The sequence below is a fragment of the Chloroflexota bacterium genome (assembly GCA_023475225.1).
GTDB lineage: Bacteria > Chloroflexota > UBA6077 > FW602-bin22 > JAMCVK01 > JAMCVK01.
This window is the reverse complement of sequence record JAMCVK010000038.1, coordinates 37987-54179: the sequence shown is the minus strand read 5'-3', so window position 1 is coordinate 54179 and position 16193 is coordinate 37987. Positions and strand designations below refer to the sequence as shown.

At 55.9% G+C, this 16193-nt stretch carries 18 protein-coding genes; 8 read left to right on the top strand and 10 right to left on the bottom strand.

The genetic code is table 11. From position 1 onward, the window contains the following. Positions 1-10 precede the first annotated feature (10 nt). The 3 genes from cas6 (at position 11) to M1136_10000 (ending at position 2004) form a co-directional block, all read left to right on the top strand. Positions 11-1009: a CRISPR system precrRNA processing endoribonuclease RAMP protein Cas6 gene (gene cas6, locus M1136_10010; protein ID MCL5075964.1), complete on the top strand. Its 999-nt coding sequence runs from the start codon at positions 11-13 to the stop codon at positions 1007-1009. A 319-nt stretch (positions 1010-1328) separates the two neighbouring features. Beyond that, complete coding sequence (locus tag M1136_10005) at positions 1329-1649, top strand: zinc-ribbon domain containing protein (protein MCL5075963.1); 321 nt, start codon at positions 1329-1331, stop codon at positions 1647-1649. A gap of 76 nt (positions 1650-1725) precedes the next feature. Then, positions 1726-2004 (top strand): hypothetical protein, encoded by a 279-nt coding sequence (locus M1136_10000; GenBank protein MCL5075962.1) that lies wholly within the window; start codon positions 1726-1728, stop codon positions 2002-2004. A gap of 2 nt (positions 2005-2006) precedes the next feature. Here the strand turns inward: M1136_10000 and M1136_09995 are convergent, their stop codons facing one another. From M1136_09995 to pdxS, 6 genes are all read right to left on the bottom strand, one after another. Then, a complete protein-coding gene (locus M1136_09995) occupies positions 2007-2336 on the bottom strand; it encodes a cyclic-di-AMP receptor (protein MCL5075961.1) in 330 nt (109 codons plus the stop codon). Beyond that, positions 2333-3043 (bottom strand): dTMP kinase, encoded by a 711-nt coding sequence (tmk, locus tag M1136_09990; protein MCL5075960.1) that lies wholly within the window; start codon positions 3041-3043, stop codon positions 2333-2335. Before tmk ends, M1136_09995 begins: the two co-directional genes overlap by 4 nt. A 7-nt stretch (positions 3044-3050) precedes the next feature. Next, positions 3051-4583 (bottom strand): AAA family ATPase, encoded by a 1533-nt coding sequence (locus M1136_09985; protein MCL5075959.1) that lies wholly within the window; start codon positions 4581-4583, stop codon positions 3051-3053. A gap of 98 nt (positions 4584-4681) precedes the next feature. Further along, positions 4682-5620, bottom strand: a complete 939-nt coding sequence (locus M1136_09980) for a hypothetical protein (protein MCL5075958.1) — start codon at positions 5618-5620, stop codon at positions 4682-4684. A gap of 18 nt (positions 5621-5638) precedes the next feature. Further along, positions 5639-6343: a pyridoxal 5'-phosphate synthase glutaminase subunit PdxT gene (gene pdxT, locus M1136_09975; protein ID MCL5075957.1), complete on the bottom strand. Its 705-nt coding sequence runs from the start codon at positions 6341-6343 to the stop codon at positions 5639-5641. Positions 6344-6346: 3 nt separating this feature from the next. Continuing rightward, positions 6347-7228 (bottom strand): pyridoxal 5'-phosphate synthase lyase subunit PdxS, encoded by an 882-nt coding sequence (pdxS, locus tag M1136_09970; GenBank protein ID MCL5075956.1) that lies wholly within the window; start codon positions 7226-7228, stop codon positions 6347-6349. Between the two features lie 848 nt (positions 7229-8076). On the opposite strand from pdxS, the gene M1136_09965 reads away from it, so the two are divergent. From M1136_09965 to M1136_09945, 5 genes are all read left to right on the top strand, one after another. Next, positions 8077-9120, top strand: coding sequence for an NAD-dependent epimerase/dehydratase family protein (locus M1136_09965; GenBank protein MCL5075955.1), 1044 nt, complete (start codon positions 8077-8079; stop codon positions 9118-9120). 110 nt (positions 9121-9230) lie between these two features. Beyond that, positions 9231-9743 (top strand): hypothetical protein, encoded by a 513-nt coding sequence (locus tag M1136_09960; protein ID MCL5075954.1) that lies wholly within the window; start codon positions 9231-9233, stop codon positions 9741-9743. 51 nt (positions 9744-9794) lie between these two features. Next, on the top strand, positions 9795-10928 hold the full coding sequence (gene dnaN / locus M1136_09955; protein MCL5075953.1) for a DNA polymerase III subunit beta: 1134 nt from the start codon (positions 9795-9797) through the stop codon (positions 10926-10928). A gap of 141 nt (positions 10929-11069) precedes the next feature. Continuing rightward, the gene (locus M1136_09950; GenBank protein MCL5075952.1) at positions 11070-11795 is read left to right on the top strand and encodes a DUF72 domain-containing protein; all 726 of its coding nucleotides are present in this window, start codon (positions 11070-11072) and stop codon (positions 11793-11795) included. Positions 11796-12338: 543 nt separating this feature from the next. Then, positions 12339-12791: an Hsp20/alpha crystallin family protein gene (locus tag M1136_09945; protein ID MCL5075951.1), complete on the top strand. Its 453-nt coding sequence runs from the start codon at positions 12339-12341 to the stop codon at positions 12789-12791. 89 nt (positions 12792-12880) lie between these two features. Here the strand turns inward: M1136_09945 and M1136_09940 are convergent, their stop codons facing one another. From M1136_09940 to M1136_09925, 4 genes are all read right to left on the bottom strand, one after another. Beyond that, the gene (locus M1136_09940; GenBank protein ID MCL5075950.1) at positions 12881-13105 is read right to left on the bottom strand and encodes a hypothetical protein; all 225 of its coding nucleotides are present in this window, start codon (positions 13103-13105) and stop codon (positions 12881-12883) included. Positions 13106-13447: 342 nt separating this feature from the next. After that, the gene (locus M1136_09935; protein MCL5075949.1) at positions 13448-13972 is read right to left on the bottom strand and encodes a type 1 glutamine amidotransferase; all 525 of its coding nucleotides are present in this window, start codon (positions 13970-13972) and stop codon (positions 13448-13450) included. A 47-nt stretch (positions 13973-14019) separates the two neighbouring features. Then, on the bottom strand, positions 14020-15162 hold the full coding sequence (locus M1136_09930; protein MCL5075948.1) for a RuBisCO large subunit C-terminal-like domain-containing protein: 1143 nt from the start codon (positions 15160-15162) through the stop codon (positions 14020-14022). Next, a complete protein-coding gene (locus tag M1136_09925) occupies positions 15162-16169 on the bottom strand; it encodes a transketolase (protein ID MCL5075947.1) in 1008 nt (335 codons plus the stop codon). Before M1136_09925 ends, M1136_09930 begins: the two co-directional genes overlap by 1 nt. Between the last annotated feature and the right edge of the window lie 24 nt (positions 16170-16193).

The window sequence follows — 16193 nt, the reverse complement described above, 5'->3', positions numbered from 1 at the left end:
GGAGCCGGCCGTGAACAGCTTTACTGCCCACCTACTCCGCTTCCAGGGGAAGGTGACTAGCCCTATCCTTCTAAACGAGCACAAAGGGTCAGCCCTGCGCGGGGCTTTCTTCCACACCCTACGGGATAGGTTTTGTCTGAAGCGGGAGCAGCCCTCCTGCCAACCCTGTCCCCTTCACGCCAGCTGCCCTATTTGTGCTTTGGTCGCCACGGTAGATGAGGAGAGCCCACGGGGGGTGGATGTGCCCCGGCCGTTCGTTATTGATCCCCCACTCGAGCCCCAGATTCGCTACGCGCCGGGGGAGCCGATCGCCTTTGGACTGACCATCTTCAGCCAGGCGCTGCAACTCTTTCCCTATGCGATCATCGCCTTCCATAAAATGCGCCAGACAGGCATCGGGCAGAAAATCCCTGGAGATGATGGCCGCTGGCGCCGTGGTTGCTTTGTTTTAGAGCGCATAGAGGCCATTAATCCGTTGACAGGCGAGCGTCATCTGGTGTATGGCGGTGCGGACGAACTGGTGCATGTACCTGATTGCCCGGTCCGCCACGAACACGTGCTGTCCTGGGTGGCTGATCACCTCAAGACAGCAGGGAGTACGGAGGGCTCTCTTACAATTACCATCCAATTGCTTACGCCCTTACGCTTGATCGAGAGTGGACAGCTAGTGAGACCATTACGTTTCGTCCCCTTTATCCAGCGCCTCTTTGAACGATTGAGCAGCCTAACAGCCCACTATGCTCAGGAGAAGCTGGACCTAAATTTCGCCTCTCTCCTGGAGCAGGCCCAAGCCGTAAAGGTGGTGGAGGATAAGACAGATTGGGTAGAGTTGCAGAGCTATTCAACGCGACAGGGGCGTTCGATGCCCATTGGAGGATGCATCGGCCAGATAACCTTCACCAACCAGCTGACACCATTCCTACCCTATCTGGTCTGGGGACAGTTCACCCATGTAGGCAAGGATGCTACTAAAGGCAATGGCTGGTACACCATCGTGACCAGGCCCTAAATCCGCCCGGGGGGAGCGCCGCAATAGGGGTTAAAGGGGACGCAGCTCGGTAAGGGTGCCCCCAGACTAAACCCCCAGGGCCGCCCTGAACCACCTGCGGGCCTGCCCGCCGCAGGGGGGGGGGACGCCGCACACGGCCAATTTGACAATCCCCAGCGGATAAGGTATAATTGTCACGGTGGTACTGCGCTAGGCGCAAGACTGTGCGCTCGGACAAACATACTCGCTACCTGCGGCACGCGGGGTCTTTAGAAACCGTCTCACGTACAGCTCTCGACGACCAGGCGGACCAACTATTATTATGAAAAGGAGGTCAGAGATGAGCATGGTGGACAAGACCCTTCAGTGTCGCGAATGTGGGGCGAGCTTCGTTTTCACAGCTGGTGAACAAGAGTTCTATGCCAGCCACGGCCTGCGCAATGAGCCGACTCGCTGTCCTAGTTGCCGGACAGCCCGTCGCTCCCAACGCTACGGTGATAGATCCTGGGGTAGTGACCGAGCGTATACTCGCACTCCCCGCGAGATGTATCCGGCCGTTTGCGCCGAATGTGGCGCACAGACGACGGTTCCGTTCTTACCCAAGAACGACAAGCCTGTCTATTGCAGCGATTGCTACGATAAGATTCGCTCCCGCCGCTGAGTAAGCACATCCAGAGAGGGGGCCAATCCCTTGGCCCCCTCTCCTTGGCCAAATTAGGCAGCCTAAGATAATAGGGATGCTCAAACGTGTAGCCACCTTCAATGTGCCGTACTATGCGCTAGATTTACAGCAGGCGGATTACGTTATCTCCTACTTGAAGGGGGTGCCCGGGGTGAAATCAGCCGTCCTTTATGAGATCAGCGAGGGTGATCCCCATTATTGCCTAGAGGTGGAGATCGAGCAGGACGATCCGGCCCTGGCCTCACGCCTGCAGGGCTTGATCACCCAGTATACACCCTTCATCAGCGATCTTACCCTCAAAGTCTATAAGCCTCTGGCCGGGGCAAAAGAATAAGATCATAGCCTTTCATAGCGCTCAACATCTAAGACAAAGACAATGGCGCCCCCCACTTCAACCTCGATCGGATAGGGCATATAGAACTCCCCTGGCTCCATCACCGGCGGCAGGGGATTAACTAATTGTGTCCTGGTGTGACAGTTCTCCTGGATGAGAGATATAACCTCATCCACACGCTCATCCTCAACACCGACCAGGACCGTGGCATTGCTCTCTCTAAGAAAGCCGCCGGCCGTATGGATACGTGTCGTACGATAGTTCCGCTCAGTCAAGGCATCAATCAGCCCGCCGGCATCATCGCTATGGGTAATGGCTATGATCAATTTCATTCTCCAACCTCCTTGAGGGACCCTGTATTTTTAGGTTTAAGGGATGACCCCTCAGTGCTTCTCCCCACAAGCCAGCCCTGATGCTTCACCATCTCCTGCCCTATCCTCTCTTTGATCAACTGCTGTATCTGGAAAATCGGTAACGTACCGTCGATGACCAACCAACGCTGGGGCTCCTTCCTCGCCAGCTCAAGGTAGCCATGTCGGACATGCTCATGGAACAACAATTCCTCCTGTTCAAACCGATCAGGCGGCATCCCCTTCGTTGGGGTCGCACCTTTGCGCTTCAGCCCCTCTTCAGGGGAAAGATCAAGTAGAATGGTCACATCAGGCTTCAATCCGCCGGTAGCGAAGGCTATGACAGCCTCCACCAGATCCCTTCCTAAACCACGCCCGTAGAACTGGTAGGCCAGGGTAGAATCGGCATAGCGATCGCATATGACTATATGCCCCTGGGCCAGGTGAGGACGAATCTGTTCCTCCACTAGCTGAGCCCGTGAGGCAGCAAAAAGGAGCATCTCAGCGCGTGGCAACATAGGTAGATGATTGCCCCGAGTGACGATGCGGCGAATTTTGGCGCCCAGCGCCGTGCCTCCAGGTTCCTGCGTGAGGATGACAGTGTAACCCGACCGCGACAAATAGCGCTTGAGCAGCCGTGCCTGCGTAGTCTTGCCCGCCCCTTCAGGTCCCTCAAAGGTGATGAACATCTCGCCCTTATTCCTCAGCCTTGTAGATCTTCACTCTACGGTAGGGCTCCTTACCCAGGCTACGTGAGGATAGATTGTATCGTTCGGCGAGCTGATGCTGTAGGCGGCGGATGTAGGCATTCTGCGGGGAAAGCTCCACAGGCTCTGCACTACGTAGAATGCGTTCGATGGCCTCCTCGGTCTCCTGCACGGCCAGCCCAAGAGGGTCAGCAACTGCCTCCATCTCATATATGCTGGCCAGCGATTGCTGCATCTGAAGGACAGTATTACTTCTCAGGACGTATACCGGTATACCATTCGCCTCGGCATCGCGAAGGGGCATGGGTTTTCTGCGGTAGTAATTCTTGAGGGTCATTATCGCATCGGCCGACTTGAGATCCTTAGTAATGACCGCCGGGAGATGCATCTCCCTGATGACCTGTTGTAAGCTATCCTGGTTCAGGCCGTAAGGATAGATATGCATCGTGCGCAGGGCCGCTTTGCCCCCTCTCCGAAAGGCGGTGACCTCTTGCGGTGTGGGAGCACCAACCGGGTATGTAGCCTGCTCCACGCGCATCTGTCCCTCTTCATCCAACGAGCGCACCTGGGGTGAGATCGGTTGCCCACGCAAGATCGAGTCGACCACTCTAGCCACATCCTCGTGAACGGCTACCCTCTCCCAATTCTGAATTTCGACGATGACATCAAAGGTAGGCGGCGCTTTGCGCTCCAGGATGGACTTCTGAGTGCCACGCCGCCTCGCCTCCTCATCACCAAGGGTAACCGTTTGAATGCCGCCGATCAGATCAGAGAGGGTAGGGTTAAGGATGAGATTCTCCAGGGTGTTGCCGTGGGCGGTTGCCACCAGCTGGACGCCCCGCTCAGCAATCGTCCGTGCTGCGGCTGCCTCCAGTTCCGTGCCTATCTCATCGATGATAATCACTTCCGGCATATGGTTCTCAATAGCCTCGATCATCACGGCGTGCTGGAGAGTGGGCGTAGGAACCTGCATACGGCGAGCGTGTCCGATAGCCGGATGTGGGATATCACCATCGCCGGCTATCTCATTTGAAGTATCGACAATGACCACCCGTTTTTGAAAATCGTCGGCTAAAACACGGGCCACTTCCCGCAACATGGTTGTCTTGCCCACGCCTGGACGCCCTAGCAACAGGATATTTCGACCACTCTCCACGATGTCTCTAATGATGGCAATCGTGCCAAACACGGCGCGGCCAATGCGGCAGGTTAAGCCGATGATCCGGCCTTTCCGGTTACGGATGGCCGAGATGCGATGCAATGTCCGCTCGATGCCCGCTCGATTATCATCACCGAATTCGCTAATGCGAGTGATGACATAATCAAGGTCCTTCTCAGCAACCTCATCCGGGCTCAGCACCACCTCCCTGCCCGGAAAACGAGCCTCGGGTACCCGTCCCAGATCCAGCACAACTTCCAAAAGGTTGTGACGATCGTTGAGATTCCATAGCGGTTCACTGATGCGGGGAGGCAACGCGGCGAGCAGAGCTTCTAGATCATCAGTTATCTCCCGTTTTACCATCATACCCCCTTAAACAGACCTTAGACACCAAACCACAGATCAGGATAGACCACAAGAGACGATTTCATCCTCACCAATCTGTGGCCTGGTGTCCAATGTTATGCCCGAACCGGCATCAAGCGACGCTCTGGCACGCGCACCACGAGGGCCTTGGCAAATAAGGCGTGCTCGGCTATCAGTTCAAAACCCTCCTCCTCAAGGAACAGCCGTAAATAGCCCTGATAACTGTGCACTGGACAGACCACCGGGCCACCATGTCCCAAATGATTTAGTCCGTAGTGGAGCAAGGCAGTCATCGTCGCCCTTTCTTGGGGTTGCAGCAGAAGAATCAAGCAGCGCGACTGGGGATAAATTTGTAGCCAAGCCGTTATTGTCCCCCCCTGTTCCAGGACGAAGTCGGTGCGGCCACAGGGCAGCAATGATGGCCAGCCAGCTGGACGCGTGCCCCAACTGTCAATGCGACGCCACTCATATAGCGTCATACCCTCAAATTGTCTCACCTGAGCAGGCACTGTGGCGCAATATAACCTAAAGACGGCCTGATAGTCAGAGCGGTTTCGGCGTCGCAGATTTGGCAATGAGACAGCATAATGGCGATTTGATCGGAGCCAATAGATATATTCACTGGAATACAGCGTGAAACCAGCACCACTTGCCGCCTGTGCCACCGGACTATCTGCCCGTATGCGGAGGAAGACCCTTTCCACCCCATCCTCCGCGGCGGCCTTGCATAAGTGTTCCAGTAGCTGGGCATAGGCGACGTCTGCCTCCGGCGTTGGCTCGGCCAGCAGCTGATCAATGTCCCAGACATCCGTACCTATCCGTGCCCTAGCGCCGATGAGGCCACTTATGCGGCCGTGCTGCACCTGTACCCAGCATTCGCGCAGGGGTCCGAGGGAGAGCGAGCGACTCAGAAAACCACGTATCGTGGGGATGCCTGACTCAGGCTCAGGACGAGTTAGGGCCTCATTGCACTTCACCTTGCGGCGCAGGGCCAGATAGGACATCAAATCGGTGGGCCGCGAAGCCCTGATCATCGCCTTATTCTCCACCTACTAAGGGCAGTCCTGCCCATGCCAGGCCTCGCTGACCATATTCAGAAAATAGCGATGAAATCGTAAGTCCTGGGTCAATTCGGGATGGAAGGCTGACACCAGCAGGTTCCCCTGTCGAGCAGCCACGATGTGACCGTCGCCTGGAAGTCTGGCCAAGATCTGGACTCCCTCACCGACACTCTCAATATAGGGGGCACGAATAAAAACAGCGCGGAACGGCTCCTCTCCTAGCACAGGTATGAGCAAATCCACTTCGAAGCTGTCTATCTGCCGTCCAAAGGCGTTGCGCCGGACCACGATATCCATCACCCCCATAAGGGGTTGCTCGTACGGGCCGATATCCTTAGCTAAAAGGATCATCCCGGCACACGTGCCGTAAATGGGCAAGCCACGGTGGGCCAAACGTCTTAACTCCGGCAGGAGGTCGAACCTGACCAGCAGCCTACCGATGGTGGTGCTCTCCCCGCCGGGGATCATCAAGCCAGCGAGACCTTCCAATTCCTCCACTAACCGGACGGGACGGCCCTCCACACCTAGGCGATGCAACGTGCCCAGATGTTCGGCGAAGTCGCCCTGTAAGGCGAGCACCCCAACCTGAAGAGGCGTTGTCCCCTTCCTACTCTGAGCAAAAGGGATTGAAGCGGTATCCAGTCGCTGCCCGGCAGTGACGAGCTCAGCGAGACGTTCACGGTCCCTTACGGTCATTGACTACCACCCTCTTACGGCCATCAGCTCTTCCTTGGGGATAGTACTGATTTCCAGTCCCCGCATTGGCACGCCAAGACCTTTAGAGACCTCAGCGATGATCGCCGGGTTATTATAATGGGTGGTAGCCATAACGATAGCCCGTCCCCGTTCGGCTGGGTTTTCCGACTTAAATATGCCAGAACCGACGAAGACACCATCAGCCCCCAGCTGCATCATCAGGGCCGCGTCGGCCGGCGTAGCGATGCCACCAGCGGCGAAGTTGACCACGGGAAGCCGGCCGGTCTGAGCTACCTCCACGACCAGCTCGTAGGGCGCTCCCAACCTCTTCGCCTCGGACATCAACTCTTCCCTAGGTAACCCTTGTAAGCGTCTTATGCCATCCATCACGGCGCGCATATGGCGCACCGCTTCGACCACGTTCCCCGTGCCCGCCTCACCCTTCGTTCGGATCATCGCCGCTCCCTCGCCAATGCGACGCAGAGCCTCCCCCAGATCCCGCGCCCCGCAGACGAAGGGAACCTTGAAATCGTGCTTGTAAACGTGGTGCTCTTCATCAGCCGGGGTAAGCACCTCTGACTCATCGATATAATCAACCCCAAGGGCCTCAAGTACTTGGGCCTCAACGAAATGGCCAATGCGACATTTGGCCATCACCGGGATGGAGACTGCCTCCATAATCTCAACGATCAGCTTGGGATCGCTCATACGCGCCACGCCCCCAGCAGCGCGAATGTCGGCCGGCACACGTTCTAGGGCCATTACAGCTACGGCGCCGGCGGCTTCAGCGATTCGGGCGTGCTCAGGAGTGACTACATCCATAATAACCCCACCCTTGAGCATCTCTGCCAAGCCCTTCTTGACAGTCCAGGTTGCTTTTTCCATCTATATCGCCTCCCCAACTAGCTCATTATAACCATCTCAGAAAAAACCCTTTTATGATTGCTACATATTCATTTATTAAATTTTATCACAGCGATAGGGCCCTTAGCAATCTTTTGGGAGTTCCAAGGGGGCACAGCCCCTTTGGCAGGGGTCTGGGGGACACAGCCTACATCCAATTTCTCCCTTCCTCCCGCTGGATGGGGAGTGCAGAGTCCGCCGAAGGCAGATTCTGCTGGGGTTTGAGGTATCCCCAAATCTTTATTCCCCCTCTCCCGCCGGAGCAAGGGGAGGTCAAGGAGGGGGGCGCAGCCCCACTACTTGGAGTGAATCGGGATACAACCTAGATCCAATCCCCTTCTCTCAAGGGGGTAGTCCAGAAGGGGGATCGCCCCCTTCTAGGATGGTTCTAGGGCTCCGCCCTAGCCTAGTTCCCCCTTCTCCCACCTCATGGGAGAAGGGGGCAGGGGGATGAGGGTATCAACCAACAAAAAGCCCGCAGGGCTACCTTGAATCCGCCAAAGGCGGATTTGGGAAGAGATATTCACTCTCCTGGAGGCAAAGCGCGAGGGTCTGCTGCGAAACAGGAGGGCACATTGACTTCCAACGATGGCAAACACATAATAGTGACGTACTGGAGGTCTCCCCGGCTACCGAAGTGATGAACCCAAATATTGGGCGCTACTGAATGCTGGCTTATTGTGCCCACACCCTGAGACACTACTTTGCTACACATCTCCTGGAAGACGGAAATGACCAAAAACAGTTCGTATCAGCCGTAACAGAAGGGTTAATACGAACCGGAATACGGATATAACCCGTTAGCTGCTATGCTGAAAGGAGCATGAGCTATGCGCATTCTGGCCATTGGTGGAACGGGTTTCATCGGCCCACACGTAGTAATGCGTCTGTGCGCTATGGGCCATGAAATAACCCTGTTTCACCGTGGTCACACTAAAGCCGACTTGCCCCTTGGAGTCGAGCACATTCTGGGCGATCGGCGGCACCTAGCAGATTTTGCCGGCGAGTTAAAGCACCTTGCTCCCCAGGTTGTGCTGGACATGTTCCCTTTCTCAGAACAAGATGCTCGAACGGTCATGAGCACGTTCAAGGGCTTTGCCCGCCGGGTGGTAGCCATCAGCAGCCAGGACGTCTATCGTGCCTACGGAACGCTCATCCGCATTGAGTCCGGCCCCATAGAGCGCGTGCCCCTGACAGAGGACGCACCGCTGCGCCAGAAGCTCTACCCTTATCGCGGCGAGACTCCTCGAAATCAGGAAGACCCAAGGCAATGGTTAGACGACTATGACAAGATATTGGTCGAACGAACTGTTATGGGCGATCCGGACTTGCCCGGCACGATCTTGCAACTGCCAACGGTCTACGGCCCAGGGGACAAACAGCACAGCCTGTTCGAATATTTGAAGCGTATGGACGACAACCGCCCTGCTATCTTATTGGGCAAAGGCCTGGCTAACTGGTGTTGGACACGAGGCTACGTTGAAAACGTCGCCGCCGCTATAGCGCTGGTCGTGACAGGCGAGCGTTCCATAGGTCGCGTCTACAACGTCGGTGAGAGGGAAGCCCTTACCATGGCTGAATGGGTGAGAACGATTGGGCAAGCAGTAGGATGGAATGGCAAGGTCGTTGTTGTCCCTGAAGGCCACCTGCCTGCCCATCTGGCGGCAGACATCAACACAGACCAACACCTTGTCGCTGACACCACCCGAATACGAAATGAACTGGGTTACGACGAGCCTGTGCCGCAAGACGAAGCGCTCAGGCGGACCATTGCCTGGGAGCGAGCACATCCACCCGCTAAAATTGATCCTGAGAGGTTTAACTACGCAACGGAAGACACTATCTTGGCCAGGTTGGAGCAGCACGGCCGCTAACACGGCATACACGACGCTTCGTTCAATGCCCTTCGGGCACTGCGCATATGCCGATCTCGTTAAGTGAAATTTCGGCCAGCCAACCCAGAGTGGAGGATGGACAGTCACTAATGAAACGATACGAAAGGCCAATATTCTCCTGGATTCTGGCCGTTCTTCTGCCCATTTTTGCAGTTTATCCGGCATTGGTCCATCCTGTGGAAGAGCATGCTTATGATGCAGCAACATGCCACATCTATCGTAGTGTGGTGTTTTCAGCTGCCCGTGCCGATGGTTGGCTTTATCCGCGCTGGGTGCAGCCAATTAATGCTGGGCTTGGCGGCCCTCTGTTCTCTTTTTACCCACCAATGGTGTACTTCTTCATGGATGCTCTACACGATTTGGGGGTTCCACACCCACTGGCCTGGCGCTTTATCGTGGCCCTAGCCCTACTTGCGGCTTCAACAGGTATGTTCAGCCTCGGACTTTCACTGTTCAAGAGAGCTGACGTTGCTTTGGTTTGTGCTGCTAGCCTCACCTATTCGCCTTACCTACTACGGGATCTTTTCGAGCGAGGGTCGCCTAAAGGAGTGGTTATTGATCCGATTGAACTTGCTGTTCGATTTCATCCGTTGTATACTTAAGCTAATGCGAGAGAGGCATCTCCTGTTAGGATATAGAGGAGGTTGGAGACCGTGAAAGTTTCCTGCTTACAAGAGAACCTGGCTAAAGGGCTATCCGTCGTAGGCCGGGCTGTACCCACCAGAAGTACACTCCCCATTACGAGCAACATCCTGCTGTCCACCGAGGAGTCACGTCTGAAGATGGCTGCCACTAACCTGGAGATAGGCATCACCTGTTGGATCGGAGCCAAGGTAGAGGAGGAGGGAGCCATCACCATCCCCGCTCGACTTCTAACCGAGTTCGTCAACTCTCTGCCTCCCGACAAGATCGAAATGACTCTCAACGCTCAGACACGGTCCCTCAACATGAGATGCGCTCGGTACGAAGCCAACATGAAGGGCATAGATGCCGAGGAGTTTCCTCCTATTCCGAAGATCGGTGATAAGGCGACCGTAACTGTGGAGCCTGGACTGCTCCACGAGGCCATCAACCAAGTAGCTTTCGCTGCCGCCACTGATGATAGCCGGCCCGTCCTGGCCGGCGTTCTGGCCAACTTTGAGGGCGAGGCCTTAACCCTAGCCGCGGCGGATGGCTTCCGTTTGGCTGTCCGCAAGGTAAACCTGGATCAAGTGGTACCTCAACCCCTGTCTATCATCGTACCAGCCCGCGCCTTGCAGGAGCTAGCGCGTATCCTGAGCGGCGAGGAGGAACCGGTCGAGATCACAGTCACCCCGAACAAGACCCAGGTGCTTTTCCACCTGAGCAACGTCGATTTAGTTTCCCGCCTGATTGAGGGTAATTTCCCGAACTACCAACAGGTCATCCCTCAACGGTATACAACCCGTGCCGTCTTAGGTCGGTCTGATTTCCTCAGTGCGGCCAAGATCGCTTCCCTCTTTGCCCGCGATGGGGCCAATATAGTTCGGCTGCAACTAGTGCCGGGTGAGGAGCTGACACCAGGCAAGATTATCGTTACCGCTACGGCAGCGGAGATCGGCGATACCGTGGGAGGCATAGACGCCATCGTGGAGGGAGAAGGCCTACAGATTGCCTTTAACGCCAAGTATCTGTCCGATGTCCTGGGGGTCCTGGGGGGTGGTCAGGTCGCCCTGGAGGTAACAAGCCCCTCCAGCCCGGGGGTGATACGACCGGTCAGCAGTGAGGACTATATCCACATCATTATGCCCATGCATACTACACGATAGGGCCATCCTTCAGGCGCCTTCTAACCCATCAGCCTGGCGCCAGCCCCAGGCACCCGATCCATTGACGTACATCCTACACTAGGCTTATAATGGCCATAGCCAAGTCATTGCCTGGTTTGGCTATGGTTAAGGAAGAGCCTGATGGACACCAACCCTCTCATCGGCACCTCTGGTTGGGTCTACGAGCATTGGAAAGGTATCTTTTACCCTGAAGGGCTGCCGCAGGCCCAGCAACTTAGATTTTACACAGCGCATTTCCCCACCGTGGAGATCAACTATTCCTTCTATCACCTCCCGAGCCGGGCTAACTTCGAGTCATGGCGGGAACAAACGCCCGAGGATTTCGTCTTTGCTGTCAAGGCCAGTCGTTACCTCTCCCACATCAAGCGGCTACTTAACTGTGCGGAACCGCTAGGACGTTTTCTGGAGAACGCGGCCGGGCTCGGGTCAAAGATGGGGGTAATTCTCTTCCAGTTCCCGCCCCACTGGGGAAAGAACATCGAGCGTCTCTCAGCCTTCCTGAATCTACTGCCACCAAATCGGCGTTACGCCTTCGAATTCCGCCACCCGAGCTGGCTAAGTTTCAATGTCTATGCCACCCTACGTGAACACAATTGTGCCCTTTGTCTCCCTGATCATCCGACCATGCCTCTGGACTTGCAGCTCACCGCCGATTTTACCTACATCCGGATGCATGGCGGGGCATATTCCATCGGCTACTCCGACGAGGAGCTCGAGATTTGGGCCCAGAGGATCAAGGAATACGTAAGACAAAACATTCAGGTTTACGTCTATTTTAATAATGATGCCGAGGGCTACGCTGTATCTAACGCCAGGAAGCTGATGGCTATGTTAACTGGCCGTTGAGCCAAGGGGGTGCAGCTGACACTTGGAGTGAAGCGGAATACAGCCTAGATCCACCCTCCTGCAGGGGGTAGTCCAGAAGGGGGGACATCCCTTCTGGGAGGGTCCTAGGGCTCCGCCCTAGCTCTCTTTACCCCCTCTCCCGCTTTGCGGGAGAGGGGGTCAGGGGGTGAGGGTGCCCCAGAATACAAAAAGCCTGCAGGGCTACCTTGAATCCCCTGCGGGGGGTTTGAAGGGAGATATTCGACGCTCTCTGAACACGCTAGATTGAAGGTCTCCGAGAGCTTTGTTATAATATGGATTGTGGGGGAAGGTTCAACTCCCTCCCACGGTTGACCAGGAGCGCAGAGGGGCGAAGCCTTTCTGATGGCCTGCCCGTGGTAGACAGGGGGACTGGGCTGTTCTCCAGTAGGGGTAATCACCACGTAGCCCCTAGCTGCCTCCTGCAAAGCCAGCGGGGGTGAGGGCACCTTTCACCAATGAGACGGGGGAAGCGGCCATAATAAAATCACCCTCATCTTGTTGAGAAAAGGAGGTAAAAAGCAAATGTCTATAACACGCTGGGAACCGTTTCGAGAATTAGTGTCACTGCGAGAGGCAATGGATCGCCTCTTCGAGGAGAGCTTCATCAGACCGCCCTTCTGGCCGAGGGAATTCGCCGGTGAGCAGCTGCTGACTGTAGATATGTACGAGACGCCCAACGAGATCATCCTTGAAGCGCCTGTTCCGGGGGTTAAGCCTGAGGATATCGACATCAGCATCACGGGCAACACAGTGTGCATCAAAGGCGAACGCAAAGCCGAGCAGGAGATAAAGCGGGAGGATTACATTCGCCGTGAGCAGCGTTATGGCCGCTTCTATCGCGAATTGACGATACCCACCTCCATCCAGTCTGACAAGGCGGAGGCCACCTTCGAACATGGCGTGTTGAGGCTGCATCTACCCAAGGCCGAGGAAGCCAAGCCCAAGACGATAAAGATCAAGACGGCTTCCAAATAAGCAACAGCTCAAAGTTTAGCCGGAATAGGGGTCGCTTCCCCCACGGCAAGATCTGCACTCGACCGCACCACAGGCACAGAAATGGAGGGTTAAGCTACTTTACGCTGCCCTTGTTCCTTCCCCATTGCCCCCGGGCGACGCTTTTTCGGTCCCCTCTTCCGTCGTGTTGGAGCCTCCATCGAGATATCTGCTGGAATAGGCGTAGGGATAGGAAAAGCGGCCGAGGCGCGCAAGCGAGATTCCTCGGCCTCAGTAAGCATCCGTCCACACTGAAAACATTTTATATATTTGCCATAATGGTCGTGTTCTTCCATCAAATCGCCCCCACACTTGGGGCACGCCTTTAACCACATCAGTAACCCCACCTCCATTATAGAACCCAAACTAATCAGGGTACAGCCATGATTCTATTTCAATATTAACAGACTTTAGCTATTATGTCAATGATAGCCCCTGACCCCCTCTCCCGTCCTTCCGTGGAAGGACGGGAGAGGGGGAAAAGAAGGGGCTAGGGCATCCGCCTTCGGCGGACTCCATGGAGGGATTCCCCCTGGACCACCCGATCATCCCTGTGGGAGAACGGGATCTGGTTATTGGCTTCCATCCCTATACGATCCCAGTAGGGCGGCGCCCTTCTTGATCTCCGCGCCGGAATATTATCCTGTGGCTAAGGTCTCGATGATGGCCTGGTTAAACTGAGGCAGGTCGGCCGGTTTGCGCGAGGTGATCAGGTTGCCATCCTTGACCACGGGCTGATCAACCCAGTTGGCTCCAGCATTCTTTATATCCACGGCCACGGAGAGCCAGCTGGTGAGCGTGTGTCCACGCAGTATATCGGCTGAGATTAAGAGCTGCGGCCCATGACAGATAGCGGCGATCACCTTGCCTTGGACATAGGCTTGCTTCACCAGGTCGATCATCGGCTGGGAGAGGCGCATCTTGTCTGGGGCATGTCCGCCGGGTACGATGATGGCATCAAACATCTGTGCTTCCACCTTATCGGCTGTGGTATCAGCCCTGATAGTAGCGCCTCTTTTCCCCTTATAAGTGTCCTTAGCGCCGCTACCAACCACAGTTACCTGAGCTCCTCTCTCGCGCATCGCCTTCAGGGGTTCAAGGAGTTCGCTATCCTCGAATTCGTCCTCCACTAAAATGGCGACTCGTTTGTCTTGCAGTGTCATCAACACCCTCCTTATGAAATATCGTCTTTAGCGCTACCAAAGGCAGATTACATCTCTTCGACCAACTGACGGAAATAGCGGCAGTTTTCCACCAGATCGGGGCCATGCTTGTGCAGTCCCCCACCGATCAGGAAGATGACCTCACGCCCGTAGATTCCCAGCATCTCGGGCACACGCGATAGGCTCATGCCGCCACCGGGCGTAGGGAAAATAGGCTTGATATGTCCCATGGACACAGCCGTGCCCGCAGCGATGCTTCGGCATTCCTCACGGTTAAATGCGAACCGACCGCCATAGTTGGGAAAGATACTGGCGTCGGCGCCAGCTAACCTAGCCATCTGGCCGAAGAGCGTGTAGTGAGAGATACCACTATCAGGGCTGGTGACGAAGCTGCCCTGGAAAGCCGGATGACTCACGATGGGCAGAGCGATGCGGTCGTCGTCAGCCAAACGGCGCATGGTATCCAAGCCAGTCAAGCCAGGCGCGATGAGTAGACCGCCTGCACCTGTCTGCCTGGCAAACAAAGCCTTTTCTACAATCTCATCATCAGGCGCGGTAATGTTTGGCACATAGATACACTTTTGCCCAGTCTCCCGATTGGCCCGCTCCACTGCTTCAACACAGCGTTGTAGGCGTTCCCGATAAGGGGCGAACGGTTGATCTGCCAACCCGTGATCGTCCTTGATGATGTCAATTCCACCCAGGGCAAACTGGTAGGCTAACTGGGCCAGTTCTTTGGCTGAAAGCCCCATAGGTTTGAGCGCAGTGCACAGCAAGGGTCGTTCAGGCACGCCCAGCCCAGCTCGCAATCCCTCCCGCCCAAAACGCGGACCTTTGAACACCTGCAGTAAACGTTCGGGCAGTTCCAGGCGCTCAACGCGAATGCCTGGCTTGAGGCTGATGTTGCCAAAGATAACGCTGATGAGCTGGGTTAGCTCGAGCCCAACTGTCTCAATAGCAAAGCTGACTACCGCCTCAAAATGACCTGGGCCAAGCGCCTCGAAAGACTCGATGCGCCCAACGATGTGGTCCCGAATGGGGCCTGCCGGGACAAGGTCACTTGGGAATTCGACGGTCTGCTCTAGACAGATATCCTCCGCTTTGGCGCGGGCGTCGCTTTCGTCGCCAGTTAGACGATAGACTACTCTGAAGCGCTCCCCAGATAGCGCCAAAGCCATGGCGGATAGCATCAGAGCGCTTCTGCCTTCGCTGCGCTGTGCACAGATTCGAGACGGATGGCCGCCAGGTCCGCTTCTGTGATGCCAAAGGTCGTGTCGAGCAGTTTTTCGACTGCGCGGATGAGGGCCATGGCATCCAAGCCGTACTTCTTCATCAAGTACGGTCTGCTGGCCCCGTGGAGGAAAGTATCTCTGATGCCAACCCTAACCAGCCTTTTGCCTATGCCAGCTTCGGCCATCATTTCGGCTACACAGGTGCCCAGTCCGCCAAGGATGGTGTGATTCTCCATCGTTATCATACCATAGCGCGCTTGGGCGGCAGCCTCAAGCACAGCCGGGTCCTTGAAGGGTTTGAGTGTGGAGATATGCATATGCTGAACCGAAACGCCTCGGGCGGCCAACGCCTGAGTGGCCCGCATAGCTTCTTCGGTACAGATGCCCGAGGAGAACAGGACGATGTCGGCGCCGGTGCTCAGTATACGTGCCTGGCCCAGACGTAATGGCTCAGTTTTGGAGAAGAGGCGCGGAATTTCACCACGCAGCATGCGCACATACAGCGGGCCATTGATCGACTGCGCCACATCCAGCATCGTTTCTACATCGGTGGCATCACCAACCTCTAGAATCGTCATGTTGGGCAGGGCACACATCACGGCAATATCTTCGATTGCCTGATGAGTAGCGCCACCTGGTGTAGTAACACCGGGCAGGAAACCAAAAATGCGCACCGGCAGATTGGGGTAGGCGATGGAGGCAGCAATTTGGTCATACGCCCGTCGGTAAATAAACACGGCGAAGGTGTGCACAAAGGGGTAGAATCCCTCGCGGGCCAACCCGCCAGCGAAGCTCATCATATTCTGCTCAGCCATGCCCATCGAAAAGAAGCGGTCGGGGTAGGCATCGCGGAAGAGATCGATCTCCGTCGAGCCAGTCAGGTCAGCGGAGAGCACAACCACTTCCGGCTTATCCCTAGCCCACTCGACCAGGTTGCGAGCGTGTACACGTGACATGACTTCCATAGAGCACCGATCCTAGTCTTGAGA